Genomic DNA, 24929 nt, shown 5'->3' with positions numbered 1-24929 from the left:
GACTGGTCAGGCGAACGGTTGCGGCCACGGGTTGAGGTCGGGCTCGGCGTGCGCCGGCAGGCCCATGCGCCCGGGGGCCGTGTAGAGCCTGCTGGTGCCCAGGAACCGCGCACGATAGGAGAAGCTCAGCGGGACGAGTTCGGGGACGATGACCCGCACCACGCGCAGACCCGTCGACCGGGCCTCGTCGGAGGTGATGTCCACGGCGTAGACCGTGCACCCGGCGTCCTTGAGCTTGCCCACCACCCACGACAGGCGCTCGGCGGGGGAGTCCGGAACCGTAGGGGTGATGTCGGAGAGCCGCCGGCGGCGCGGGGAGTCCAGAAGGAAGTCGAACGCGTGCTCACGTTCCGCCGCCGCCATGTGAACGGCGCCGTCGAACACGTTGATGTAGTCGTCCAGCGGCTTCTCGTGCGGCTTCTGGTACTGCATGGCCAGCCGGCCTGAGGACGACTCGCGCATCACCTTGAGCACGGCACTCCGGGGATCGAGCTCCGTGGCGCACATCACGTAGGTGCGCACCCTCGTCGCCTGGGGATCCATGTCCACGCTGTAGACCGTCGGAATGCCCAGGTCGGTCGTCGCGTCGAAGAAGAAGGTCCGCAGGCCGGACCTGGCCGAGGCCTCCAGCGCCTGGTCCAGCTCCGGGTCGCGGGCGTCGATCTCGATCCTGGGCAGTGCCAGCCGCTGCAGCCAGGTGAGCGCCAGGCTGTCCCGCTCGACACATTCGAGGACGGCGCCCAGCAGGGCGCTGTCGTAGTCGAAGTGCGCCGCAGTGCCCGTCGAGATGGGCAGCCAGAACCGTTCGCCGCGGCTCACGACGGGGATGTGCAGGTAGACCATGACCGCCGGCACCCATCGGGGTTCCCCACCGGCCAGGTCCACGCCGCGGACCCAGCGCATCGGCGCGTCCGGGTCGGGGGCCAGGACCGGGCACGCGGGGGCGGCCAGCTCGGACTCGGAACAGCGCGGCACCCGGTTCAGGTCCAGCGCGTCGTCCCCGAGAGAGCGCGCGCTGGCCCAACGGAACTGTTCCGGGTCCCACAGGCAACTGGAGTAGCGTTCGATCGTCTCGACCGTGGCGGTCAGCCGGGCGGTGTCCTCGGCGAGTCCGCTGCCCGCGCCGTCCAGGGCGGCCCACGACATGAGCCCGCGCGCGTTCATCGTGCCGGGCAGGATCGACCCGGGATCTCCCAGGCTCGCGCTGCACACCGGGAAGCGCTGCCGTCCGGTGGTCATCGGGATCCGGGTGACGAGGTTGATGAGGGAGCCGCGAGCGTCGATGAGCGGATCCAGCCGCCGCAGCGCGGCCTCAATGGTGGTCGGCGGCGGGCCGGCCGTCGGATCGGTGCTCACTCGCATCGGCATCCTCCTTCGGTGTTCCACCCAGCAGGGCGGCGAGTACGGCTTCGTCGCCCGGAGTGATTCCCAGGCGGTTGTTGTGCAGGTGAAGCAGATGGAACACCCACTGCCAGGTGGTGAGCGGCACGCCGGCGGCGATCGCCTCGGCGGCGGTCGCCCGGATCGCGCCGCCGTACCTGACGGCGTCCGCCAGGAGGGGTGGTGGGAGATCGTCGCCGGCGGCGCCGATGACGGGCTTCAGGCGGGCGGCCGACTCCGCCGCGGCCGTACGGCCGGCGGGCGCGAAGGGTTCGTCCCTGCCCGTCCAGTACCAGAAGTACTTGGACCAGAACTGCTCCTCCGCGCCGGGCAGGCAGTGCCGGAGGGCGCTCTTCATCGTCAGCGACGCGAGCGCCTGGCGCTGGAGGTAGCCGAGGCCCGCGCCGACCGCTCGCAGCGCGATCGCGCTGGAGGTCATGAAGTTGTCCTCGGCCACCCGGACGCCCTCCGCGCCCCCGTAACGGCGCAGCTCGGGCTCGTAAAGCCGGAAGTCGACGGCCTCCCAGTAGTCGGTGGGAGACGTCTCCGGCATGGACGCGACCGGGATGCCGGAATCCGTATGCGGCTTGCGCAGGAAGTCGGGAAAGCGGCTGACGAGGTCGGCGTGGACCTCGTCCAGCAGCCCGACCGGCCCCTGGACGCGCAGCCTGACGTGCGGGCCGCCGACGTCGAAGAACCGCAGGAAGAACCAGCGGTTGCGCTCGGTTCCGGCCTCGACCAGGCCGCGTGTCCCCGCCACGAGCTCCTGGATCACGCCGTCGAGCCGATCGAAGGCGCCGGGATATATCGCGCAGTAGAGCCAGGACCGCATGCTCAGCACCCGTCCCAGCTCAGGTGGGCGACATACTCCGCGGTGCGCGGATGCCCGTCGATCACGGGGGAGTCCGCGCCGGGCCGGGGGAGGGCTTCCTCCATGATGAGGATCTCCTTCTCCGAGAGTGAGTCCAGCAGGCCCGAGACCGAGAGGGGCACGTCGGCGGACAGCCAGAGCGGCTTGCGGGACTTGGCGAACAGGTCGGGCTCGGTGGTTCCCCGGCGGACGAACAGCTCGTCCGCGACCCCGTGGGCCCGCGCCCAGTCACGGTAGGCGGCGAACGTCAGGGCCTGGGTGGGCGCTTTCACCTCGGCCAGCAGGTCCGCCGCGCTCACCGTCCAGTACGCCCTCCGGGTGATCACGGCGCCGGCGCGTTCGCGGGGCGTGTGCACCACCCCGGCCGGCCGTTCGAGACGGAGCAGCAGGGAGGCCGTTCCCCACACCTCGGGAGCCGCGCAGTACCAGGGGCTGGAGAGGGTGGCCAGCAGACTGGCGGGGCCGTTCAGCATGCGGCGGGGCACGAGACCGGAGTAGAACGGGACGACCGGGCCGTACTTGTCCTCCACGACGAACGTTCCCGAGCGTTCGTCCAGCCGGATCCGCAACCGGTCCAGCGGCACCGGCTCTCCCGCGGGGACCAGCCCGCCGCCCATGTCGAGCGCGCGGGCACGGCCCGCGCAGCGTGCCTGGACGGGGTTCCAGTCCGCGGACACGGGGAGTTCCAGAGGCCGTGAACCCTCCGGCACCAGATGGTCGAGCCACGCCCGGAGCGGGTCTTCGAGGAGGCGGGGGGAGAGCAGGCCGCGGAAACGGGCGGCCACGCCGCCGCTGCCGTCCATGATCTGGTTGAGGACGATCACCTGTTCCCGGTCCTCCAGGGTGGCGAGCTGGAACAGGATCGCGAAGGCGGGCCGGAGCATCGAGGGCCCCACGCCGATGTCGAGGTCAGGAGCGCCGGACAACGGGACGTCGGCGTTGTGCCGCAGATGAGGGCCGGGCGTGGTCACGTAGCGGGCGAGGAACTCCGGCAGCGGGAGGGCGGCATGGACCGGCGCGACGTGCCTCCGCCAGAACTCAAGGGTGCTCGCGTACTGTGGCAGGGTGCTCAGGTGGGACGACAGCCGCCGGCCGTAGCCGGACAAGGCGTCCTCGACCCACGCGGGCAGCGCGGGCAGCGGTTCGTTCCTGACGACGTCCTCGCGCACGGCCAGGTCGGGGACGCGCGGCGCGGCGGCGGTGGCCGTGGCGTCGTCGAGCTCCCCGGCCAGACGCGTGATCCGCGAGGCGAGAGCCGCGCGGGCCCGGGGCGCCGCCTCGGACATGCGGTGCATGCCCTCTCCCAGGTCACGCAGCGCGCCGGCCACTTCCGTGCCCATCGCATCCGTCACGCCGGGCGACTCGGCGAGCGCCGTCATCGAGTGGTGCGCGTCGTAGTCGCCCAGAGCCCACGCCGACTCCAGCCGGAGGAGTCCCGTGTCGGTCAGCCGGGCCACCCGGGACCAGGACGCCCCCGAGTCGTCCTGGCGCAGCGCGGCGAGCACCTGGCCACCGGACATGGCATGGGGCACCGTGCGTGCCTCTTCGCGGTGGACGGTCAGATCCGTCAGCAGATCCTCGCGCCAGAAGAAGCTGTTGGTGCGCGTGTGCAGGTAGCTGGCACGCATCAGGTGGGTGCCGTCCGGCTGCCGGGCGGGGTGGAAGCGCAGGTGGCGGCCGGCGGACTCGTGCGCGCAGAAACGCTGGAGCAGGCGCAGGTAGAGGGCCTGCGGGAGAGAGGCGACCGCTTGGTAGGAACCGCCTTCGGCGCTGCCGCATGGGCCTTCGCCGCCGATCGTGCACACCGCCACCGGGCTGAACCAGCCGAGCGGGCTCGTCTTGACGGTCGCCCGCACGAAGTAGTTGAAGAGCGTGCGGAGCAGCTTCCGCCGCGCCTTGGCCGCCAGCCGGTCCGGATCTCCCCGCAGGACGGCGGCCGTGACCTCCGGTGCGGCGAGGGAGAGCGCCTTGATCATCTTATTCGTGCCGGCCTGCTCGATCAGGGCGGCCTCGGCGTCGGCGAGCTCCGTTTCGAAGATCTCCGTGTAGGCCGTCATGGCCGCCTCGGACCGTTCGCGGACCGCCAGCCATCGTGCCAGCGCCGGCCGCACGTCCGGGGCGAGCCGGGCCGTTATCCGGTCTCGCGCGTCCTCGGAGACGCGCGGGACACGGCCGTTGTGCACATCCCTTCGCAGGCCGACCGCCGCGCGGCGCTCCTCGGCGGGCAGTGTGGGCACGAGTTCGTACAGAGCGTCGGACAGCGGGTCCGTGAGCGTCGCCAGCTCGCGCCTGTACTCGCGGACCTCGTCCAGCCCGGCCACCGCACGGCCCGCCCGGAGCCGATGCGGCCCTGTCGCCGCGTATCCGGAGAAGCGCACCAGGACGAAGGGCGCGATGGTCGCGGATTCCCGGAATCTCATTCCTATCCCCCCACCGATACGACGAGACGAGCGACGAGCAGGGCCACGGCGGCCAGGTAGACGAGGGACAGCACGCCGTATCCGAGGTACAGCAGGCGGAGCCGGCGGCCGGCGAACTCGTGGTGGTGCGATGACGGCAGACGGAGCACGAGGGCGAGCAGGTAGTGGATCGCCCTGCGCCGGAACGCGTGCTGACCGGTCGCCGCCTCGATCGCGTGCAACCCGTCACTCGGCAGGAACGGATTGACGTCGTTCGCGAGGGTCATGAGCAGGATGTACGCGACCCCCGCGGCCAGCGCGCGAAGTGTGGGGTCGTCCGCGGCGAAGGCCAGGGCTCCCGCTATGCCGGCGTTCAGCGCGTCGATGACGATCCCCGACGTGGTGATGACGACCAGCGGGACGCGGCGGTTGAGCCGGTAGGCGTGTGAACGATCGACATAGGGCCGGGGCAGGATCCAGAACCAGAAGGCGATCCCCGCCTCGGGAACCGTCACCCCGTAATATCTGCAGGCCAGCCAGTGGCCGGCCTCATGGATCGTCAGATGGAGCAACAGGACCAGCGGGATGGCGACCGAGGCGCCCCCGAGGGCCCCGGTGTCGAGTAGCTGGGTCACCGCCAGTACGGCCACGCCGACCGCCACCAGGGCGATCACCCCCACGAAGACCCCCGTGGCGATCCGCGCCAGGTTTCCCCATGCCCCTTGTCTGCCGGAGGCCGCCGGCGGCGAGGAATCACGCACCAGCACGAGCCGCCCCATGGGTATCTCCGCGAGAGCCCGGACGGCCCGCCCACGCAGGCCTTTCGCCGGGGGAGGGACGTCGAGCAGTCCCATCTCACGGATCTCCGACAGGAACCTCGTGACCGTGCGCGCCGCGGCGGACTCCCGGACCTGGAACCTCTCGGAGACCCGCTGAACCAGAAAGCGCGGAGTGGTGCCTTCTTGTAAATGCGGGACGAACATCCGTGAGCTGCGGCCGAGCTGGAAATATCGCCCGGTGTCATTTCTGTACAACAGCACACCGGGGTTGTCGCCGGGAACGATTTCCACCGAAGAGGCGAAGGAGACCGGGAGATCCCAGTCCGGCTGCTCGTCATCCACTAGACCGGATGCGGCATTGGGGCGCGGCATCGGACCGGGACCTCCCTCCGTCAGTTCCTCAAGCTCAGCCGGTGACGGACGAGCCGGCGGTGGAAACGCAGCCCGCGCTGCTGCACGTGCCGGTTGAGAAGGTGAAGGCGCTGCTCAGGCTGGAGCCGAACGAGCGACCGGCCTCCATCTCGTCACCCGACAGCTCACGGGCGAAGAGGTCGAAATCAGCAGCGAAATCCGGCGCGATGCCATGATCCTGCATGTTGAATCCCTTCTTTCTGTATTGCATTTCCGTGTGACGTTGCGACTATCGCACGCGTCGATTAACGGGGTGAAGACAAATGCAATGTGACGTGGATCACATGTACAGAAAAGGGAAAATGGTTTCTCTTTGGAAACTGAATGAATCGGGGAGATCAAATGCTCGTCGAGTCGGGCGTGCGGGCCCGGTTCGCGTTTTCCTAAATTCCTGACTTTCCCGACTGAATATATCGGTTTAATTCGGCAGCGGGACCGGGAGCTTGGGTGCCGGGCGCGGGCGGATCAGGACGATCTGGTCGGTTCGGTCCTCACAGGCCACCTGTGCCAGTTCGCCGCCGACCTCGGTGTCCCGGGGGCCGTTCAGGGCTCCGAGGCACGCGCCGCTGTGCACCGGGCGCAACCGGAAACCGTCGCCCCTCTGTTCCAGCATGAACCGCTGGTAGGGGGCGTCGTCCCTGCAATCGGTCGGCTGGATGAGCGCGTTCGCGCCCTTGTACCCCTCGTCCACCGACAGGCAGCCGAGCCCGTTCTTGGGGTCGTGCCACTCGATCGCGTACGCGCCCTGGTCGTCGACCCGCAGGTAGGTGTCGGGCGAGAGGTCGTCACATGGCCGCTGCACGGCGATGGGCCGGTTGGTGCGCTGGTTGCGCTCGCGGCCCTCGCCCACGCACAGGTCGCGGTCGGCGACGTGCGAGGGGGTCAGGCCGTACCAGCCGTTGGACGGGAGGCCCGGGCCGGCCGACGGGGCCGGCACGGGATTCGTCAGCGCCTTGGTGGTGCGGCCGCCGGTAGCCGTGGAAGCCTGGTCGCCGTCGGGAGTCCGGCCGCCGCCGGTCGGCCTCGTCAGGGCCACCACGATCACCATGGCGATCGCGGTGACCGACACGATGGTCGAGGTCTGCAACCACCCGCGCCGCGCCCATCGCCGGGGGCGCGAGCCGTGCCGTACCTCGCCGTCGTCATCGGCGTCGTCGTCGCCCGGGAGCGCCGTCACGGTCAGGGTCTCATCGGCGGGCGGCGTCGCCGCGGGCGCGTCGGCCGGCTCCTCTCGTGCCGCCGGAGCCGGTGTGGTCCCGGCCGCCAGGGCCTTGCGCGCCGTCACCCAGCGCGCCGCCTCCGCCTCGTCGAAACCGCAGGCGCGGACGAAGGCGGTGACGAAGCCTTCACGGGGAAGCTTGGCGCGTCCAAGGACGGTGGCCATGGTGCTCGGCGGCAGCACGTCCCCGGCCTCGGCCGCCTGGGCCGCGAGCTCGCGGTAGGTGAGGCCCGACCACTGCCGCAGCTTCCTGAGCGCCGCGACGAACTCGGCCGTCGTCGTGGCGTCCTCCGGCCGCGGTGGCCTGCTTCCAGGATCCGGCAAACGCTCTCCCCTGACACGCATTGATGCCCGGTGGGCAGGTTACAAGATAGTACGAAACCATGCGTCACCTCAGAGAAATCTCCATTGGGCCTGATCGGCGCGGCAAGGGAGCACCATCGCCGATTGCGATCCAGGAAGGCGAGAATCGAAAACAATCGAACTGACACTTCGTCACAAACCCAAATTGAAGAATACGCAGCCGCCCGCCTCCCCATTGCCCCGCCGACTCGCCCGGTGGGGGTGAATCCGGCGCGGCAAGATGCGGTCACAGTGCCTTGACAGGGACATCGTGGAGGGGGAGGCGGAGGCGGCTGCCATGGCCGATGAAACGCAGATCGATTACACCGGCGCCGTGTACGGCTCCTTGCTCGCCGCCTCCGTCGTGGCCGGGACCAGCCCCGGCCAGAATCCACCCTCGGGGCTGGTGACCGGTGTCCTGCTGCTGGCCACCGGGCTGGTGTTCTGGATCGCCCACGTATATTCCGGGCTGGTGGGCGAGCGCCGGCACCGCACGCGACTGAGCTGGGCGCAGGCACGCACGGTCGGCGCGCGCGAGCGCCCGCTGCTGCAGGCGGCGCTGCCGCCCGCGGTCGCGGCGGTGACGGCCTGGGCGCTGGGCCTGTCCGGCTCCACGAGCGCCTGGCTGGCGCTGGCCACGGCGTTGACCGCCCAGGTGGCCTGGGCCGCGTTGGCGGCCGTGAAGGCCCGGGAGAGCACGGGGATCGTTGTCGTGGCCGCCGTGGGGAACCTGGTCATCGGCCTGATCCTGGTCCTGCTCAAGGTGCTGCTGACCCACTGAGCACGGGTCCGCCGGCCGGGCGTTTCACTGTGTGGGCTGCCGTGTGCCTACCCCCCGCTTCCGGTGTTGGTCAGGGTCTGCAGCCGCTCCGCCTCCTCGGCCGTGTGCAGTCCGATCGCCACGAGGTCCAGGGGGCTGATGAAGCCGTCCGCGATGCGCAGGCCCCCGGCTCGTGTCACCGCGTCCCGCAGCGGGACCGCCCAGTGGTGCTCCAGCAGGATGAGCGCGGCGGCGCTGTCGTTCGGGATGTCCCCGATGACGTCCCAGAGCTCCTGCTCGGACGGGAGCGGGTGCAGGCCGCCCGCCTGCTCGACTTTCTCGGCGCCGAGTACGGCACCCGCCTCCGAGCCCGCCTCGCCCGCGATGCCGAGGCCGATCAGCGCTCCGATCACGGTGCCGATCTCGATCGCCTCATCCTGGGTGAGGTTGCTGAGGTGCTCGACCTCCAGTTCGCCGGACTTGTCTTTGTAGACGGCGAGCGCGTCGATCACTCGCACGGTGTCGTTCTGCCGCAATCGCTCCAGCTCGGCGATGATCTCGCCGTGGAACTCGGGATGATTGAACCCCAGCACGAGTAGCTGGACAGGTCCGATCGACATGTACCCTCCTTCGACCTTCCTCCGTGCGACTCACCGTGTCATGGCCGTTCGGGGGCATCATCACCCGTCGCGGATGATCTGGAGAACGCCCTGCGCTGTGCCAGTTCGCCGTTCTTGATCCTCTCGACTCCCCGGCGGATAATTTTTGGCACAGGTTTGTCGTCATTGTGAACGAGGACTGCAGCCGCGCCTGCCAGTACATAGTCGGCGATAGTAAGATCGTGAACACGTTGACTGTGTGTGGTCCACTTACGGATCGCAATTAAATGAACATGCGGTCTTCTTGCCGCTGGCGTGGTGGGTCTGGGCGAAGTTCTGGTTGGCGTTGGGGCGCTTCTTGTCGCGGGAGTAGCCGTTGCTCCTGTCGGAGCTGCCTCCGCCGGCGTCCACGCGGAGGCCGTCGGGGTCGGAGAGGTCGATCGGGTTGTTGGCGGCGTAGGAATAGGCGTTGGCCCAGGCGGGAAGGCGGAGGTCGAGTTCGGGGTCGGTGGAGATGAACCTGGCGATGGCCGGGTCGTAGTAGCGCGCGCCCAGGTAGGTGAGGTCGGTTGAGTCGTCCTCGACCTTGCCGAGGAATCCGCGGTCGGTGAACGGCAGGTCATCGCCGCCGCGGCGCTGGCCGAAGGGGAGATGGCGTTCGCGGTTGACGGTGCCGGTGGTGTCGTTGACGGCCACCTGGGTGCTGCCGTGCATGCCCGGAAGTAGCCAGGTGACGCCCGTGCCGTCGCACATCGCGACGGATGAGCCGTCAGCGGCGCTGTAGTAGCGCTTGCCGGTGACCTGGCCGCCCGCCGGGCGGAGTTCCATCGAGCCCAGGTAGAGGGTGGTGCTACCGTCCGGGTCTCGCCGGATGAGGCGGTCGCCGGTGGTGTCGTAGACCATGGCGGTCTGCCCGCCGTCGATTTCGGCCTGGGTGAGCTGGCCGAGCTGGTCCCAGGTGAAGGTGCCCTGTTTGCCGCCCACGGTCCGGGCGATCAGTTGCCCGGCGTTGTCGTAGGCGTAGGTGTCGGCACCGCCCGGCCGTGTGATGGAGGTGACGGCGTTGGGCCGTACCGCCGAGGGGCCGGGGGCCGGATAGGTGTAGGTGGCGGTCTGGCCGTTGTCGGTCAGCGTGGTGATGTTGCCGACCCCGTTGTAGCCGTAGGCCTGGTCGTACGGGTCGATGCCGTCGTTGTCGCCCGAACCGCCGCAGGCGTTCGCGGTGGTGGTGTAGGCGGTCTTCAGCCGCCGCAGGCCGTCGTAGGCGAAGCACTCGGATTGACCCGGGCTCCCGCTGGGGACGGCGGAGGCGGCGTCCAGGACGCGGGTGATGTTGCCCGCCACGTTGTAGGTGTAGCGGTCGTCCTGCACCGTGTCGGGGGCACTGGTGTCGGCTTTCGTCTGGGTCGTGACGCGGGAGAGCCAGTCGGTGGCGGCATCGCGCTCCAGGACCCGCTTGATCTGGCCACTTCCGCCGAGCCGCCGTACAGGACGGCGGTCCGGCCGAGCTCGGTGGTCAGGTCCGGGCTGGTGAACGGGAAGGCCGCCGCGAGCGCCGGAGTGTCGAACGTACGGCTCGCGCCGAGGTTGTCGAACGCCAGCGGCAACGCGGACACCCAGCCCTGGAGCTGGCGGAAGGCGACCGGCCGGGCGTCCAGCAGTAGCGCGCCGGCCAGCGATGGATCGCGCGACCGGCCTTGGTCCGCCACTCCGGCGGGGGACGCCGGAGTGGCGGGGTTCAGCTCAGTGGCGGGGTTCAGCTCAGGAGACGCACTTGAAGCCTGCTGCTTCGGCGTCCTTGTTAGAGGGGCCGAGGCCCTTGATGTCGTCGGCCTTGACCTTCCCGTCGATGTAGTCCTGAAGGCTGGCCTTGTCACCGTACTTGAGCATGACGTCGACCAGGCAGTTCATGGCCGTCTCGGGGGTGCCTTCGGCATCCTTCTCCGTCTTGAACTTGGCGAGAAGGCTCGCCTTGTCGACCCCGCCTTCCCCGCTCCCACCGGCCCCGTCGCTCTCGCCCGTCCCACCGCAGGCGGCGAGGCCGGAAGTGAGGGATAGGACGGCGACGAGCAGGGCGGCGGAACGGGCGAACTTCGAAAAGGGCATGGCGAATTCTTTCCTCGAATAAATGGGACAAAATGTCGCCTGCGGGACACAAGGGGCAATTCGACTTGCAGGCCGCGTAATGCAAGGGATGGCGCGACACGGCACATCAAGCATGGCGCCCGAAGCAGAACGCCCGAGGCGGAACAAGAGGTGATCTTAGCGGATATCCCTCCTTAGATCATCCGAAGAAGTCTCACGGTCACGTCCACGGAAGTGGTGTACGAGATTGACCTGGTCACAAGCGTGGCGGCGAGGCATGAAGACGGCCATCGCGTGATCCTTCGAATGGGCAAGATCAACTTCGAGGGAGAGCCAAGCGATGGCCGCGGACAGCAGTGTGACGCCCCAGCAGCGGCCGGTCGGGCAACTCCAGGCCGATGACCCCGACAGGTTGCGTTGCATGGTGAAGACCATGGCCGAGGCCGACGGCCTGTGCGGAGCCGCCTACGGCGAGCGCAGCACCGAGCGGGTCACCTCCCGCAACGGCTACGGAACCGTGAGTGGGACACCCGCGCCGGCACGATCGACCTGGCCGTTCCCAGGCTCCGGGCCGGGTCCCACTATCCGGATTGGCTGCTGGAACGCCGCCGCCGCGCCGAGCAGGCGCTGATCGGCGTGGTGGCCACCAGCTACCTGCCGGGGGTGTCGCCCCGGCGGGTGGACAAGCTCATCGAGCAGCTCGGCATCGAGAACGTCTCCAAGAGCGAGGTGCGTCAAACCGGATCAAGCCCACTCGTCGTGTACCGCTGCTTACGTGGTGCGTCCAGATCGGCCCGCAACATCTCATCGATCACAGGCTTGAACGCACCCAGCCGAACTGTGCCCGTTCTCGTGTTCCTGGCCAGCCTTCTCCAGGTCGTTGCGGAAGTTGATCGCCGTACTAACAGCCGGTCTTGCAGTGGGGACGTTCCGGTGTCCCGCCGCGCGCGTGCCGTGTGGCTCCGGATCAGCTCGCCGCGGCAGGCGGCCCGTTGCCGTGGTGGGAGGCGCCGACTCCGAGGAGCACCAGGTCGCAGAGCTGATCCGCGACCTCGTCAGGGGTCAGCCTGCCGTTGTGCCGGAGCCACAGGTGGGTCTGGCTGTGCATGGTGATGATGGCCTTCGCCTGTACCGGGTCGATCGCGCGGAAGAGCCCCTCGGCGGTGCCGGAGTCGATGACCGCGAGCCAGGTGCCCTCGTAGCTGCGCCGGAGTTCGGCGATGATCCGCTTGCGGTAGCTGGTGAGCTGGTCGAACTCCGCGCTGACCACTCGCCACGCGGTCAGGTTGGCCCCGATGTTGCGGATCAGTTCCCTGCTCAACTGCCGCAGCTTCTCGTCGGCCGGGCCCGTCTTCCGCTGGATCCGCTCGCCCGCCTGTACGAGCTCTTCCAGTAGAAGCCGACTGATCTCGAAAAGGGCGTCCTCCTTGCTCTTGATGTGGTGGTAGAGAGCGCTCTTGCCGATGCCCGCCGCCTCGGCGATCTGCGCCGTTCCGGTGCCGTGGTAGCCGTTCGCCGCGAACAGGTCGGTGGCGATGCTGAGGATGCGCTGCTTCTTGCGTGGATCGGCCTGTCTTGGCATCAGTCACCTTCGTAGATCGACCGGTCGTTCGCAGTTTAACCGGAGGCTTACGCGGACGGAGCCGACCAGCGGGCGGTGACGGCGGCGAGCGGCACCGCGCTGCCCGGCGGTCCGTCCGGCTCGGGATGCGCCGTGCGGGACAGTGCCGGCGCGACTCCGGCCTGCTGTACGCCGCCGACGTTCCGCACGGCGCGCCGGGCGGCCATGTGGGGATGTTCGGCGACCTCGGCGAACTCCAGGACCGGCGTGACGCAGGCGTCGGTGTCGGCGAAGTGCGCGGCCCACTCGTCTCTCGTCCTGGTGGCGAACACCGCCGTGAACCGGGCCCTGAGCAGGGGCCAGCCGGACCGGTCGCCCTGCTCGGGCAGCGGCTCGCCGGCCAGTCCGAGCCCGGCCACCAGTTCGGCGTAGAACTGCGGCTCGATGGCCCCGACGGCGACGTACCGGCCGTCGGAGCACTCGTAGGTGTCGTAGAACGGCCAGGACCCGTCGAGCAGGTTGTCGGCGCGGGAGTCGGACCAGTACCCCGTGGCGCGCAGGCTCCAGATCGGCTGCAACAACACGCTGACACCGTCCACTATCGCCGCGTCCACCACCTGTCCCCGTCCGGAACGCTCCCGTTCCCACAGGGCCGCCAGTACGCCGTAGACGAGGAACAGGGAGCCGCCGCCGAAGTCGCCGACCAGGTTCAGCGGCGGGACGGGCCGCTCGCCTTCGCGGCCGATCGCGTGCAGCGCGCCCGTCACCGAGATGTAGTTGATGTCGTGCCCGGCCCGCCGGGCGAGCGGTCCGTGCTGTCCCCAACCGGTCATGCGGCCGTAGACGAGGCGGGGGTTGCGCCGCAGGGAGTCCTCGGGCCCGATGCCGAGCCGTTCGGCCACACCGGGCCGGAAGCCTTCCAGCAGCACGTCGGCCTTCTCCACCAGGTCGAGTACCGCCGCCCGCTGCTCGCCGGACTTCAGGTCCACGACGGCCACGGTCCGGTTGCGGAGCATCTGGTCATGCGCCTCGGCCGTCCGGTCCGCGGCCGGTCTTTCCAGCCGGACCACGTCGGCGCCCAGGTCGGCCAGCAGCATCGCCGCGTGTGGACATGGTCCGATGCCGGCCAGCTCGATGACGCGTAGCCCGTGCAGCGCTCCTGGCATGAGAACCCCTCAGTGAAAGGCGATGACAATTCGTTACAGTACTGAGCGGTCGATATAGTAGCCTACGGCCACCAGGATCGCCGACCCCTGCTACTCGTCATGGAGGGTCAATGTCCGCACTGCCGGAGCTGGAAAGACGCACATTCATCCACGCGTTCGAGCGCGCGCTCGCGAAGGTCCCGGACAAGGTGGCCCAGACCGACAGGTCCGGCCGCTGGACATTCGCGGAGAGCTTCGACCGCTCGCTGCGGTTCGCCGGTGGGCTGGCCGCGGCCGGCGCGGGCCGCGCGGCTCCGGTCGCGCTCATGCTGGACAACTCGATGGACGCCATCCACGCCTGGTCGGGGCTGAGCCTGACGGGTGTGGTCGAGGTGCCGGTGAACACCGCCTACAAGGGCCGCTTCCTGACCCACATCCTCAACGACTCCGGCGCGGAGATCCTGCTGATCGAGGACCGCTACTGCGCACGACTCGCCCGGGCGGCCGATGACCTGACGTCACTGCGCACGGTCGTGGTCCGGGGCGGGGCGGGCGACGCGCTGCCGCAGGGGCGCTTCCTGGTCGTCCCGTTCGAGGAGCTCGACGCCGCCACGCCGGCTTCGCCGGTACGGGTGGGCCCGGCGGACCTGATCGCCTACATGTACACCTCCGGTACGACGGGGGCCTCCAAGGGCGTGCTGACGTCGCACGCCCACGCCTACACGTACGCATCGGGCGAGGATCAGGTGCGCCCGCGCGAGTACGACAGCATCCTGGTGACGCTGCCGGTGTTCCATCTGTCCGGCCAGTGGTCCGGTGTCTACAAGGCGCTGGTCCACCAGGCGAGCTGTGTACTGGAGCCCGCGTTCTCGCCGACCCGGTTCTGGCCGCTGGTGCGCGAGCACGGCATCACGTTCACCGCGCTGCTCGGGGCGATGGCGCAGATGCTGGCCGCCCGGCCGCCGGAGCCGGACGACGCGGACAACCCTCTCCAGATCGTGGGCATGGCACCCCTGGTCGCCGACTTCCAGGCCTTCCGCGACCGGTTCGGGGTGGACATCATCACCGCGTACGGCATGAGCGAGATCGGCGCGGTGGTGTACGGCCCGCCGGACTCGGTGGTCGCCGGTGCGTCCGGATTCCGGCGGCCGGGATACGAACTGAGGATCGTCGACGAGCACGGTCGCGATCTGCCGCCGGGCGAGGCCGGCGAACTGCTCGTACGGCCCGAGGTGCCGCACACCGTCATGAGCGGATACCACGGACTGCCGGAGACGACCGCCGACGTGCTGCGCGGCGGCTGGGTGCACACCGGTGACGTGCTCCGCGAGGACGCCGAGGGGCGCTACCACTTCGTCGACCGGCTCAAGGACGCCCTGCGCCGCCGGGGTGAGAACGTGTCGAGCTTCGAGGTGGAGTCGGTCATCAACGACCATCCTTCGGTGGCCGAGAGCGCGGTCGTGGCCGTGGCCTCCGACCTGACCGAGGACGACATCCTGGCGGTCGTGGTCCCGGCCCCCGGCGCGCGGATCGACCCGGTCGCGCTGACGGAGTTCCTGATCGACCGCCTGCCGTACTTCATGGTGCCCCGCTACGTCGAGGTGGTCGCCGAGCTGCCCAAGACACCCACCCAGAAGGTGCGCAAGGCACAGCTGCGCGACCACGGTGTGAGCGGGACGACATGGGACCGCGAAGCGGCCGGGATCTTCGTGCGCCGGGAGGGCTGAGCGGATGCAGGTGAACCAGGCGACCGAGCCGGCCCCCGAGCGGGACCGCGACCCGGCGGGCGGGCTGCTCGTGGCCAACCGTGGCGAGATCGCCGTCCGGGTGCTCGCCGCCGCTGCCGACCTGGGCGTCCGCACGGTCGCCGTCTACGCGGAGGACGACGCCGACAGCGCCCACGTCCGCAGGGCGGACGTGGCCCGTCCGCTGGCGGGCACGGGGCCGGCGGCATACCTGGACGCCGAGGCCCTGATCAAGGCGGCGCTGGACGGCGGTTGCGACCAGGTGCACCCCGGGTACGGCTTCCTCGCCGAGAACGCCGCCTTCGCCCAGTCCTGCGAGAGCGCCGGGCTCACCTTCGTCGGCCCGACCCCGGACCAGCTCTCGCTGCTCGGGGACAAGGCACGCGCCCGCCGCCACGCGCAGGCGCTGGACATCCCGGTACTGGCGGCGACGCCCGGACCGGTGTCCGTGGAACAGGCGCGTCTCTTCCTCACCGAACTCGGCGACGGCGGAGCGGTCATGGTCAAGGCGCTCGCCGGCGGTGGCGGCCGGGGCATGCGGCCGGTACGCGATCCCGGCCTGCTCGATGACGTCTTCGCCCGGTGCGCCGCCGAAGCGGCCGACGCGTTCGGCGACGGCGCGCTGTACGTGGAGCGGCTGCTGACCGGCGCCCGCCACATCGAGGTCCAGATCATCGGCGACGGCACCGGCGCGGTGACCCACCTGTGGGAACGCGATTGCAGCGTGCAGCGACGCCGCCAGAAGCTGGTGGAGATGGCCCCTGCCGTGGCCCTGCCCGACAGGGTGCGGGACGGCATGCTGCGGGCCGCGACCGCGATCGGCGAATCGGTGCGCTATCGGGGGGTGGGCACCGTCGAGTTCCTGCTCGCCGGGGACGAGTGGGTCTTTCTGGAGTTCAACCCCCGCCTCCAGGTCGAGCACACGGTGACCGAGGAGCTGACCGGCGTCGACCTGGTGGAGGCACAGCTCCGGATCGCCGGTGGGGCCACGCTCGCCGCGCTGGGGATGACAGAGCCGCCCGCGCCGGCGGGCGTCGCGGTGCAGGTCCGGGTAAACGCCGAGACGGTGTCGGCGGACGGGCAGGTCCGCCCGCAGGCAGGGCCGCTGGAACGGTTCGCGCCGCCCGTGGGGAAGGGGGTGCGCGTGGACACTCACGGTTATCCCGGCTATCGCACGGGGAGCCGGTACGACTCGCTGCTCGCCAAGGTGATCGTCACCGGTGACGACCTCGCCACGGTACTGGCCAGGGCACGCCGCGCGCTGCGGGAGTTCGACGTGGCGGGGCCGGGCACCAACATCGGCCTGCTCGACGCCATCCTGCGCCGGCCGGAGCTGCGGTCGGGCCTGCTCACCACGGACTTCGTGGACCGGCGGCTCGCCGATCTGGTCGGCCACGAGCCGCCCCCAGACCCAGGCACCGGCGAACCGGGGCCACTGGTGATCACCGCGCCGGTGGACGCCACCGTGGTGGCGGTGGAGAGCCGGCCCGGCGACCCGGTGAGCACCACGTCGTCGCTGGTCGTGCTGGAGGCGATGAAGATGCACCACGTCGTCGCGGCCGGCCGTCCGGGGACCGTACTGGAGGTCCGCGTCGCCGTCGGCGCTTCGATCCGCGCGGGCGACGTGGTGGCGGTGCTGGCCGCGACCGGCGAGGACGACCGGCAGGAGGTCGTCGAAGAGCCGGACCTCGACCTGGTGCGGCCGGAGCTGGCCGAAGTGCTCGACCGGCACCGGGGGGTACGCGACGAGGCGCGGCCCGGGGCCGTGGCCGCCCGGCGGGCGGTGGGCCGCCGCACCGCCAGGGAGAACATCGGCGAGCTGTGCGACCCGGGAACGTTCGTCGAGTACGGCGCGCTGGTCGTCGCCGCGCAACGGCAGCGCCGTTCCGTGGCCGAACTGGTCGAGCGGACCCCCGCCGACGGCCTGGTCGCCGGGATCGGGCTGGTCGGCGGGCGGCGGTGCGTGGTGATGTCGTACGACTACACGGTGCTGGCCGGCACCCAGGGCGTGCGCAACCACCGCAAGACCGACCGCATGCTGGGGCTCGCGCTGCGCGAGTCGCTGCCCGTCGTGGTGATCGCGGAGGGCGGCGGCGGCCGGTCGGGGGACACCGACCACGGGGCCGTCGCCGGTCTGGACGAGCCCGCCTTCGCGCTGCTGGCGCGGCTCTCCGGCGTGGTACCGCTGGTCGGCATCGCGTCCGGCTACTGCTTCGCCGGGCACGCCGCGATCCTCGGCTGCTGTGACGTGGTGATCGCCACGGAGGACTCCAGCATCGGCATGGGCGGTCCCGCCATGATCGAGGCGGCCGGACTCGGCGCGGTGGCCCCCGAGGACGTCGGTCCGCCGTCGGTCCAGGCGGCCAACGGGGTGATCGACGTCCTGGTCCCCGACGAGCCCGCGGCGGTGGCCGCCGCGCGCCGCTACCTGGCGCTGACCGGCGGGGGCGAGCCCGCCGCGGGCTGCGGCGACCAGCGGCTGCTGCGCCATCTGGTACCGGGTGACCGGCTCCGGCCGTATGACGTGCGCGCGGTGGTGGAGGCGCTCGCGGACACCGGTACGGTCATGGAGCTGCGGCGGTCCTTCGGCCTCGGCGTCGTGACCGCGCTCGCCAGGATCGACGGCATGGCCGCGGGAATCATGGCCAACAACCCGGCGCATCTTGGCGGGGCGATCGACGCGGACGCGGCCGACAAGGCCGCTCGTTTCCTCCAACTGTGCAACGCGCACGGCCTTCCGGTGCTGTCGCTGTGCGACACCCCGGGATTCATGGTCGGTCCGGCGGCGGAGCGCACCGCGACCGTGCGGCATTTCAGCAGAATGTTCATCGCAGCCTCGCACCTTGAGGTGCCGGTCGCGTTCGTCGTGCTGCGCAAGGCGTACGGGCTGGGCGCGATGGCGATGGCGGGCGGCGGCACACGCGTGCCGGTGTGCAGCATGGCGTGGCCGACCGGTGAGTTCGGCGGGATGGGGCTGGAAGGCGCGGTACGGCTCGGTCACCGGGCCGAACTGGAGGCGATCGCCGACCCCGCGGCACGGCGACGCCGCGAGGAGGAACTGGTCGCCCGGCTCTACGAGGACGGCAAGGCCCTGTCGGTCGCGGCGGTGTTCGAGGTGGACGACGTCATCGATCCGGCCGACACGCGGTACCGGGTCACCGCCGCGTGGCGCTCGGCGACGCGCGCGGCCGACCGCCGCCGCAGGCCGCTCGACGCCTGGTGAGAGGCGGCAGGGCGGCCTGGAAGATTGGTAGACTCGCGGATCCTGGGGAAGGCGGGTCATGCAGGGCGACGAGACTGCTTCCGACTGGCGACGGCGCGAGCCGCTGGAGTTGCCTCCGCTGCTGGCCGGCGCCCTCGAATCCTTTTACGAGAAGGGTTACCACGGCGCGTCGGTGCGCGACATCGCCTCCCGCGTCGGAGTGACGGTTCCGGCGCTCTACTACCACTACGCGAGCAAGCAGGCGATCATGGTCGCGCTGGTCGAGCTGGCCGCGCGGGACTTCGCGGACTTCGTGACCCGGGCGCTGCGGAGCACCCCGGACGACCCCGCGTCCAGGCTGGCCGTCCTCGTCGAGGCCATCGCGTTGCAGATGACCCAGCGGCACCGGCTGGCCTTCCTCGACGCCGAGCTGCGCTACCTCGACCCGGAGGCACTGGCCGGATACCGGCGGCACCGCCGGCGGGTCGAGGACGAGTTGGTCGGGGTTCTGCGCTCCGGCGCGGAAGCGGGCGTGTTCGAGGTCGATGAGGTCACGGAGGTGGCCCGGGCGATCCTGGGCATGTGCCAGGCGATCGCCACCTGGTACCACCCGGGGGGCGCGCTGTCGCCGGCCGAGGTGAGCGGCCACTACGCCCGGTATGCGATGAACCTCGCCCGCGCCGGGGTCACAACCGCTCGATGATGGTCGCGTTGGCCATCCCGCCGCCTTCGCACATCACCTGGAGCCCGTATCGGCCGCGCGTGCCGTCCAGCCGGTTCACCAGCGTGGCCAGCAGCCGGGTGCCGCTGGCGCCGAGCGGATGGCCGAGCGCGATGGCCCCGCCGTGCGGGTTCAGCCGGGCCGGATCGGCGTCGAACTCGGCCTGCCAGAGCAGCGGTACCGGGGCGAACGCCTCGTTCACCTCGTAGGCGTCGATGTCCGCGATCCTGAGCCGGGCGCGGTCCAGGATCTTGCGGGTGGCCGGGATGATCCCGGTGAGCATGAGCACCGGATCGCTCCCGGCCACGGCGAAGGCGTGCAACCTGGCGCGCGGCGTGAGGCCGAGCCGCCGGGCCCGCTCCTCCGACATCAGCAGCGCCGCCGACGCGCCGTCGGTGAGCGGGGAGGAGTTGCCCGGCGTGATCCGCCAGTCGATCTCCGGGAAGCGGCGCTTCGCGTCCGGGTCCACGAAGGAGGCGCGCAGCCCGCCAAGGGTCTCGGGGGTGGTGTCCGGCCGGATCGTCTCGTCCCGCGTGTGCGTGGTCCGCTCGCCCGAGGCCGTGGTCACCTCGATCGGTACGATCTCGTCGTCGTACGCGCCGCCGGCCGCGCACGCGGCGGCCCTGCGGTGTGACTCCGCGGAGTACTCGTCCAGCGCCTGCCGGTCGAGCCGCCACCGCGCGGCGAGCAGTTCGGCGGCGATGCCCTGCGGCACGAGGCGGCCGTCATAGCGCGCGGACACCGGGGCGAAGGGGGCTCCGCCCTGTGTGCTCGCGCCCATGGGGACGCGGCTCATCGACTCGACCCCGCCCGCGATCACCACGTCATAGGCCCCGGCCATGATGCCCTGGGCGGCGAAGTGCAGCGCCTGCTGGCTGGAGCCGCACTGCCGGTCGATCGTGGTGGCGGGGACCGTTTCGGGGAACCCCGCGGCCAGCACGGCGCTGCGCGCCACGTTGGCCGACTGGTCGCCGACCTGGGAAACGCAGCCCACGATGACGTCGTCCACCAGCTCCGGATCGACCGCGTGCCGGTCCACGAGCGCGCGTAGGACCCGTCCGAGCAGGTCGGCGGGGTGGATACCGGACAGGGCCCCGCCCGGCTTGCCGCGACCGGACGCCGTGCGTACCACGTCAACGATGACTGCATTGGTCACCATGGTCTCTCCTCAGTTCAAGATCACAGACTGATCGGTCGATCTATATCGACCATAGGAGTTACGAATTCGCGCTGTCCAGTCGGTCTTCTTGGGGTTGACGCCGGATCGAGCGACTTCTTAGAGTCTCTGTTTATCGACCGCTCAGTTAAGTGAAGTTCGATCGAGCGCTGGAGGATCCGACGTGAGCAATGTCCACGTGGTGGGCGTCGGGATGATCCCGTTCACCAAACCCGGCCGCGAGGAGCCCTACGCCGTGATGGGCGAGCGGGCCGCCAGGGCCGCGCTGGAGGACGCGGGCATCGAGTACAGCGACGTCGATCAGGCGTACGCCGGCTACGTGTACGGGGATTCCACATCCGGCCAGGCGGCGCTGTACGGGCTGGGCCAGAGCGGCATACCGATCGTGAACGTCAACAACAACTGCGCGACCGGCTCCACCGCGCTCTGGCAGGCGCGGCAGGCCATCGCCGCCGGGGCCGCGGACTGCGTGCTGGTGCTCGGCTTCGAGCAGATGCGCCGTGGCGCGCTGGTCGAGCACTGGACCGACCGCCCCTCCGCGATGGCGCGCAGCCTGCGGACGATGACCGACCTGCAGGGCGACGAGCCGGACGTGCCGCTGGCGGCCCGGTTCTTCGGCGGCGCGGCCCGCGAGTACATGCGCACCTACGACGTGGGACCTGAGCTGTTCGCCAGAGTCTCGGTCAAGGCGCGGGCGCATGCGGCCGCCAATCCCTACGCGGTGTTCAGGGAGCCGCTGACGGAGGAGGAGGTGCTGGCGTCGCCGCGGGTGTACGGGCCGCTGACCCGCCTCCTGTGCTGCCCTCCCACCTGCGGGGCCGCCGCCGCCGTGCTCTGCGGTGAGGAGTACGCCCGCCGCAGGGGCCTGCGGCGCGACGTGCGGATCCGCGCCCAGGCCATGGTGACCGACGGGCCGGGCACGTTCACCGAAGGCGGCATGATGACACTGGCCGGAGCCGGAATGGCCCGCGCCGCCGCCGATCAGGTCTACCGGCAGGCGGGCCTCGGACCGGGGGACGTCCAGGTCGCCGAACTGCATGACTGCTTCGCCACCAACGAGGTCATCTCCTACGAGGCCCTGCGGCTGGTCCCCGAAGGGGAGGCGGACAAGTTCATCGCCGACCGGCAGAACACCTACGGCGGACGTATCGTCACGAACCCGTCGGGCGGCCTGCTGGCGAAGGGACACCCGCTGGGCGCGACGGGCCTCGCGCAGTGCGCCGAGCTCACCTGGCAGTTGCGCGGCGAGGCCGGCCCGCGCCAGGTCGAGGGCGCGGCGGTGGCGCTGCAACACAACCTGGGACTCGGTGGCGCCTGCGTCGTCACGATGTACGAGAGGACGGGCAGGTGATCGACCCGGCATTGATCGGGGCGGCGCTTCCCGAGCACGACGAGGTCGTGGACCGCGCACGCCTGCTGCGGTTCGCCGACGCGATCGGCGAGACGGACCCGGTCTACGTGGACCTGACCGCCGCCCGCGCCGCCGGCCACCCCGACCTGCCCGTCCCGCCGACCTTCCTGTTCTGCCTGGAGATGGACGACCCGGGGGCCTTCGCCTTCCAGGCGGAACTGGGGATCGACACCGGCCGGGTGCGGCACGGGGAGCAGACCTTCGAGTACCACGCGATGGCCCATGCCGGCGACCGATTGCACATCGCGTCGGTGATCAGCGACGTGTACTCGCGGGAGGAGCGGCGGCTCGACTTCATCGTGAAGTCCACCCGGATCACCCGCGCCGGAGAGCCGATCGCGACCATGCGCAACGTCATCGTCATCCTGGGCGAGGACCGATGAGGGCCGCGACGGGGATCGAGTGGGTCGCCGGAGTCGCGCTGCCCGACCTGGCCGTCGCGCCGGTGAGCCGCACCACGCTGGCCAAGTACGCGGGCGCTTCGGGCGACTACAACCCGATGCACGTGGACATCGACGCGGCACGGGCGGCGGGCGCGGCCGACGTGTTCGCCCACGGCATGTTGTCCATGGCCTACCTGGGCCGCCTGCTCACCCGGTGGTTCCCGCAACGCGACCTCCGGTCCCTGCGGGTGCGGTTCCGGGCGATCACGCCGGTCCACGCGCGGCCCGTCTGCTCCGGCCGGGTGGCCGCCATCGAGGACGGCCCGGAGCGGCTCGCTCGCGTCGAACTCTCCGTCGCCGTCCAGGACGGCACGGTCACGGTCGCCGGGGAGGCGCTCGTCGCCGTCCCCGCCGGGGAAAGGGCGGTGGTCCGATGACCTCATCAGGGACTCTCACCGGGAAGGTCGCGCTGGTGTCCGGCGCGGGGCGGGGCATCGGGCGTGCGGTGGCCGAACGGCTCGCCCTCGCCGGCGCGCGGATCGTGATCAACGATATGGACGAGGAACCGGCGGAGCAGGCGGCGCAGGCCGTACGCGAGGCCGGTTCTGAAGCGCTCACGTGCGTCGGCAGCGTCACCGAGACCGACTTCGCCGAACGGTTCGTGGCGACCGCGGTGGACGGCTTCGGGGGCCTGGACATCGTGGTCAACAACGCCGGCTACACCTGGGACTCAGTGATCCAGAAGATGACCGACGAGCAGTGGAACGCGGTCATCGACGTGCACCTCGGTGCGCCGTTCCGGATCCTGCGGGCCGCCCTGCCGTTCATCAAGGCGGCGGCGAAGGCGGAGGGCGAGGCCGCGGAACGACCGCCGCATCGCAAGGTCGTCAACATCTCCTCGCTCGCCGGGCTCGGCGGCAACGCCGGTCAGAGCAACTACGCGGCGGCGAAGGCGGGCGTCGTCGGCCTGACCAAGACCCTGGCCAAGGAGTGGGGACGGTACCGCGTCAACGTCAACGCGGTCGCGTTCGGCATGATCTCCACCCGGCTCACCGACGACCACGACCGGCCCGGCGCGTGGATCGAGGCCGAGGGCAGGCGGGTCCGGGTGGGCATTCCGGCGGACGTCATCGCCGGGGCGGCCGGCCTGATCCCGCTCGGCCGGGCCGGCACACCGGCCGAGGCGGCGGGAGCCGTGTACCTCCTGTGCACTCCCGACGCCGACTACGTCACCGGCGAGGTGCTCTCGTGCGGTGGTGGCCTGGCCCTCTGACCGAGAGCCGTACCCCCCGAGGAAGTGAGCCCGTCATGTCAGACACCATCGACCAGAGTTCCGTCCCGGGAGACCGGCCAGGTCCCTCCGGCGCGGTGACGATCGCCGCCCGGCTGGACCGCCTGCCGGTCGGCCGCTGGCACCGCCGGTTGACCCTCATCATCGGCGGCGGGCTGTTCTACGAGTACTTCGAGCTGGTGCTCGGCGGCACGCTCGCCGCGACCCTGCGACCGCTGTGGAATCTGACGCCGTTCGAGTCCGGCGTGCTGATCTCCTCCGTGTTCCTCGGCATGTTCGTCGGCGCGGTCGGGCTCGGATACCTGGGGGACCGGTTCGGCCGCCGCCGGATGTTCCTGATCAACCTCACCATCTACCTGGTCTTCGGCCTGCTCGCAGCGGCGGCCCCCAACGTGTGGGTGCTGGCGGCGTGCCGGTTCGTCGCGGGCATCGGCGCGGGCGCGGAGTCGACCCTCGTCGGGGCCTACATAGGTGAGTTCATGCCCAGAGCCAGCCGCGGCCGGTACCTCGGCTGGGTCATGGCGATCGCCTTCGCCGCCTACCCGACGGTGGCCTTCCTGGGCGCGCCGCTGGCCGGGGCGACGTTCCTGATCGAGGGATGGAGGTGGCTGCTCATCGCCGCCGGTTCCGGCGCGGTCCTACTGCTGTGGGTCCGGCGGAGCCTGCCGGAATCCGCCCGCTGGCTGATCGCCAGGGGCCGTCACGCGGAGGCCGACGCGATCGTGGCCGGCATCGAGCGGGAGGCCGAACGCGAGTCGGGGCCGCTGCCCGCCCCGGCGGCGGAGCCGGCCCGGCCGCCCGCGCCGCAGGCACCGGTCCGGGCGATGTTCCGGGGCCGCTACCTGGGCCGCCTCGTGGTGATCAACATCTTCAACGTGTGCGCGGGGCTGGCGCACTACGGGATCGGTGCGATCGCGCCGATCATCCTGCTGGCCAAGGGCTTCGACATCATCCAGTCGCTGCTCTACACCGGGCTGATCGCGATCGGGTACCCGCTGGGGGCCGCCGTTGTCGCGATCATCGCCGACAGGGTGGAACGAAAGCGGCTGATCGTGGTGTCCGCGCTGCTCATGGCAGTGGTCGGGATCGCGTTCGGAGTGGCCGATCAGGAGACCCTGGTACTGCTGACCGGGTTCGCGTTCACCGCGCTCGGCAGCGTGTTCGCCACGGCGGCCTGTGTGTACGTACCGGAGATCTTCCCGACCGAGACCCGCGGGTTCGCCACCGGTCTCGGAAACGGCCTGTCCCGGCTGGCGACCGCGCTCATGCCGTTCGCGGCGCTGGCCATCCTGGCCGCGCTCGGCCCGGTCGGCGTGCTCGGCGTCTCGGCCCTGCTGCTGGTGATCTGCGCCGTCGACATCGGGCTGTTCGGGCCCCGCACCACCGGACGTCAACTGGAGGCCGTGACCGCGCCGTTGGCGCACGGCCCGGCGAGCTGAGACAGGACC

General features: G+C 70.6%; 21 protein-coding genes and 1 pseudogene. 10 read left to right on the top strand and 12 right to left on the bottom strand.

The features are described 5' to 3' along the window. Window positions 1-6: 6 nt before the first annotated feature. From P3X83_RS06085 to P3X83_RS06060, 6 genes are all read right to left on the bottom strand, one after another. The gene (locus P3X83_RS06085) at window positions 7-1362 is read right to left on the bottom strand and encodes a YcaO-like family protein (protein ID WP_277303866.1); all 1356 of its coding nucleotides are present in this window, start codon (window positions 1360-1362) and stop codon (window positions 7-9) included. Next, window positions 1313-2212 (bottom strand): thiopeptide-type bacteriocin biosynthesis protein, encoded by a 900-nt coding sequence (locus tag P3X83_RS06080; protein WP_277303865.1) that lies wholly within the window; start codon window positions 2210-2212, stop codon window positions 1313-1315. Before P3X83_RS06080 ends, P3X83_RS06085 begins: the two co-directional genes overlap by 50 nt. Before the next feature lie 2 nt (window positions 2213-2214). Next, window positions 2215-4671, bottom strand: a complete 2457-nt coding sequence (locus P3X83_RS06075) for a lantibiotic dehydratase (RefSeq protein ID WP_277303864.1) — start codon at window positions 4669-4671, stop codon at window positions 2215-2217. 2 nt (window positions 4672-4673) lie between these two features. Then, complete coding sequence (locus tag P3X83_RS06070) at window positions 4674-5771, bottom strand: PqqD family peptide modification chaperone (RefSeq protein ID WP_277303863.1); 1098 nt, start codon at window positions 5769-5771, stop codon at window positions 4674-4676. 64 nt (window positions 5772-5835) lie between these two features. Next, a complete protein-coding gene (locus P3X83_RS06065; protein ID WP_277303862.1) occupies window positions 5836-6024 on the bottom strand; it encodes a hypothetical protein in 189 nt (62 codons plus the stop codon). 234 nt (window positions 6025-6258) lie between these two features. Beyond that, a complete protein-coding gene (locus P3X83_RS06060; protein ID WP_277303861.1) occupies window positions 6259-7383 on the bottom strand; it encodes a helix-turn-helix domain-containing protein in 1125 nt (374 codons plus the stop codon). A gap of 316 nt (window positions 7384-7699) precedes the next feature. Here P3X83_RS06060 and P3X83_RS06055 point away from each other — a divergent pair, with 316 nt between their 5' ends. After that, window positions 7700-8182, top strand: coding sequence for a hypothetical protein (locus tag P3X83_RS06055; RefSeq protein ID WP_277303860.1), 483 nt, complete (start codon window positions 7700-7702; stop codon window positions 8180-8182). 47 nt (window positions 8183-8229) lie between these two features. Here P3X83_RS06055 and P3X83_RS06050 read toward each other — a convergent pair whose 3' ends face one another. From P3X83_RS06050 to P3X83_RS06040, 3 genes are all read right to left on the bottom strand, one after another. Further along, complete coding sequence (locus tag P3X83_RS06050; protein WP_277303859.1) at window positions 8230-8781, bottom strand: hypothetical protein; 552 nt, start codon at window positions 8779-8781, stop codon at window positions 8230-8232. Between the two features lie 249 nt (window positions 8782-9030). Further along, the gene (locus P3X83_RS06045) at window positions 9031-10131 is read right to left on the bottom strand and encodes an RHS repeat-associated core domain-containing protein (protein ID WP_277303858.1); all 1101 of its coding nucleotides are present in this window, start codon (window positions 10129-10131) and stop codon (window positions 9031-9033) included. Window positions 10132-10521: 390 nt separating this feature from the next. After that, the gene (locus P3X83_RS06040) at window positions 10522-10866 is read right to left on the bottom strand and encodes a hypothetical protein (protein WP_277303857.1); all 345 of its coding nucleotides are present in this window, start codon (window positions 10864-10866) and stop codon (window positions 10522-10524) included. A gap of 319 nt (window positions 10867-11185) precedes the next feature. On the opposite strand from P3X83_RS06040, the pseudogene P3X83_RS06035 reads away from it, so the two are divergent. Next, window positions 11186-11577 (top strand): annotated as a pseudogene (locus P3X83_RS06035) (transposase); the annotation flags it as partial. Window positions 11578-11812: 235 nt separating this feature from the next. On the opposite strand, the gene P3X83_RS06030 reads toward P3X83_RS06035, so the two are convergent. Beyond that, the gene (locus P3X83_RS06030) at window positions 11813-12427 is read right to left on the bottom strand and encodes a TetR/AcrR family transcriptional regulator (protein ID WP_277303856.1); all 615 of its coding nucleotides are present in this window, start codon (window positions 12425-12427) and stop codon (window positions 11813-11815) included. 47 nt (window positions 12428-12474) lie between these two features. Further along, window positions 12475-13572: a CaiB/BaiF CoA-transferase family protein gene (locus P3X83_RS06025; protein ID WP_277303855.1), complete on the bottom strand. Its 1098-nt coding sequence runs from the start codon at window positions 13570-13572 to the stop codon at window positions 12475-12477. 110 nt (window positions 13573-13682) lie between these two features. Here P3X83_RS06025 and P3X83_RS06020 point away from each other — a divergent pair, with 110 nt between their 5' ends. Genes P3X83_RS06020 through P3X83_RS06010 form a run of 3 tightly spaced genes read left to right on the top strand, consistent with a single transcriptional unit; the run spans window position 13683 to window position 19201 of the window. Continuing rightward, entirely contained in the window at window positions 13683-15278 is a 1596-nt protein-coding gene (locus P3X83_RS06020) for an AMP-binding protein (RefSeq protein ID WP_277303854.1), read from the top strand. 4 nt (window positions 15279-15282) lie between these two features. Beyond that, window positions 15283-18519, top strand: a complete 3237-nt coding sequence (locus P3X83_RS06015; protein ID WP_277303853.1) for a carboxyl transferase domain-containing protein — start codon at window positions 15283-15285, stop codon at window positions 18517-18519. A gap of 58 nt (window positions 18520-18577) precedes the next feature. After that, window positions 18578-19201, top strand: coding sequence for a TetR/AcrR family transcriptional regulator (locus P3X83_RS06010; RefSeq protein ID WP_277303852.1), 624 nt, complete (start codon window positions 18578-18580; stop codon window positions 19199-19201). On the opposite strand, the gene P3X83_RS06005 is transcribed toward P3X83_RS06010, so the two are convergent. After that, complete coding sequence (locus P3X83_RS06005) at window positions 19185-20375, bottom strand: acetyl-CoA C-acyltransferase (RefSeq protein WP_277304113.1); 1191 nt, start codon at window positions 20373-20375, stop codon at window positions 19185-19187. The genes P3X83_RS06010 and P3X83_RS06005 overlap by 17 nt on opposite strands. Before the next feature lie 184 nt (window positions 20376-20559). On the opposite strand from P3X83_RS06005, the gene P3X83_RS06000 reads away from it, so the two are divergent. From P3X83_RS06000 to P3X83_RS05980, 5 genes are read left to right on the top strand one after another with little or no spacing between them, the layout of a single operon-like run. After that, on the top strand, window positions 20560-21747 hold the full coding sequence (locus P3X83_RS06000) for a lipid-transfer protein (RefSeq protein WP_277303851.1): 1188 nt from the start codon (window positions 20560-20562) through the stop codon (window positions 21745-21747). Further along, entirely contained in the window at window positions 21744-22190 is a 447-nt protein-coding gene (locus P3X83_RS05995) for a MaoC family dehydratase N-terminal domain-containing protein (protein WP_277303850.1), read from the top strand. Before P3X83_RS06000 ends, P3X83_RS05995 begins: the two co-directional genes overlap by 4 nt. After that, window positions 22187-22627, top strand: coding sequence for a MaoC/PaaZ C-terminal domain-containing protein (locus P3X83_RS05990; RefSeq protein ID WP_277303849.1), 441 nt, complete (start codon window positions 22187-22189; stop codon window positions 22625-22627). The genes P3X83_RS05995 and P3X83_RS05990 overlap by 4 nt, the downstream gene beginning before the upstream one ends. Continuing rightward, a complete protein-coding gene (locus P3X83_RS05985; protein WP_277303848.1) occupies window positions 22624-23463 on the top strand; it encodes an SDR family NAD(P)-dependent oxidoreductase in 840 nt (279 codons plus the stop codon). The genes P3X83_RS05990 and P3X83_RS05985 overlap by 4 nt, the downstream gene beginning before the upstream one ends. Window positions 23464-23498: 35 nt before the next feature. After that, the gene (locus tag P3X83_RS05980) at window positions 23499-24920 is read left to right on the top strand and encodes an MFS transporter (protein ID WP_277303847.1); all 1422 of its coding nucleotides are present in this window, start codon (window positions 23499-23501) and stop codon (window positions 24918-24920) included. Window positions 24921-24929 lie beyond the last annotated feature (9 nt).

It is taken from the genome of Spongiactinospora sp. TRM90649 (assembly GCF_029382225.1).
Taxonomy (GTDB): domain Bacteria; phylum Actinomycetota; class Actinomycetes; order Streptosporangiales; family Streptosporangiaceae; genus Spongiactinospora.
The sequence above is the reverse complement of the archived record's forward strand: the minus strand, read 5'-3'. Positions and strand labels throughout refer to the sequence as shown.

Excerpts from the sequence above, each read along its gene's own strand:
- P3X83_RS06080 (WP_277303865.1), bottom strand. The coding sequence starts at position 2,212 with ATGCGGTCCTGGCTCTACTGCGCGATATATCCCGGCGCCTTCGATCGG.
- P3X83_RS06065 (WP_277303862.1), bottom strand. The coding sequence starts at position 6,024 with ATGCAGGATCATGGCATCGCGCCGGATTTCGCTGCTGATTTCGACCTC.
- P3X83_RS06040 (WP_277303857.1), bottom strand. The coding sequence starts at position 10,866 with ATGCCCTTTTCGAAGTTCGCCCGTTCCGCCGCCCTGCTCGTCGCCGTC.
- P3X83_RS05985 (WP_277303848.1), top strand. The coding sequence starts at position 22,624 with ATGACCTCATCAGGGACTCTCACCGGGAAGGTCGCGCTGGTGTCCGGC.
- P3X83_RS06030 (WP_277303856.1), bottom strand. The coding sequence starts at position 12,427 with ATGCCAAGACAGGCCGATCCACGCAAGAAGCAGCGCATCCTCAGCATC.
- P3X83_RS05980 (WP_277303847.1), top strand. The coding sequence starts at position 23,499 with ATGTCAGACACCATCGACCAGAGTTCCGTCCCGGGAGACCGGCCAGGT.
- P3X83_RS06085 (WP_277303866.1), bottom strand. The coding sequence starts at position 1,362 with ATGCGAGTGAGCACCGATCCGACGGCCGGCCCGCCGCCGACCACCATT.
- P3X83_RS06025 (WP_277303855.1), bottom strand. The coding sequence starts at position 13,572 with ATGCCAGGAGCGCTGCACGGGCTACGCGTCATCGAGCTGGCCGGCATC.
- P3X83_RS06050 (WP_277303859.1), bottom strand. The coding sequence starts at position 8,781 with ATGTCGATCGGACCTGTCCAGCTACTCGTGCTGGGGTTCAATCATCCC.
- P3X83_RS06075 (WP_277303864.1), bottom strand. The coding sequence starts at position 4,671 with ATGAGATTCCGGGAATCCGCGACCATCGCGCCCTTCGTCCTGGTGCGC.
- P3X83_RS06020 (WP_277303854.1), top strand. The coding sequence starts at position 13,683 with ATGTCCGCACTGCCGGAGCTGGAAAGACGCACATTCATCCACGCGTTC.
- P3X83_RS05990 (WP_277303849.1), top strand. The coding sequence starts at position 22,187 with ATGAGGGCCGCGACGGGGATCGAGTGGGTCGCCGGAGTCGCGCTGCCC.
- P3X83_RS06015 (WP_277303853.1), top strand. The coding sequence starts at position 15,283 with ATGCAGGTGAACCAGGCGACCGAGCCGGCCCCCGAGCGGGACCGCGAC.
- P3X83_RS06010 (WP_277303852.1), top strand. The coding sequence starts at position 18,578 with ATGCAGGGCGACGAGACTGCTTCCGACTGGCGACGGCGCGAGCCGCTG.
- P3X83_RS06055 (WP_277303860.1), top strand. The coding sequence starts at position 7,700 with ATGGCCGATGAAACGCAGATCGATTACACCGGCGCCGTGTACGGCTCC.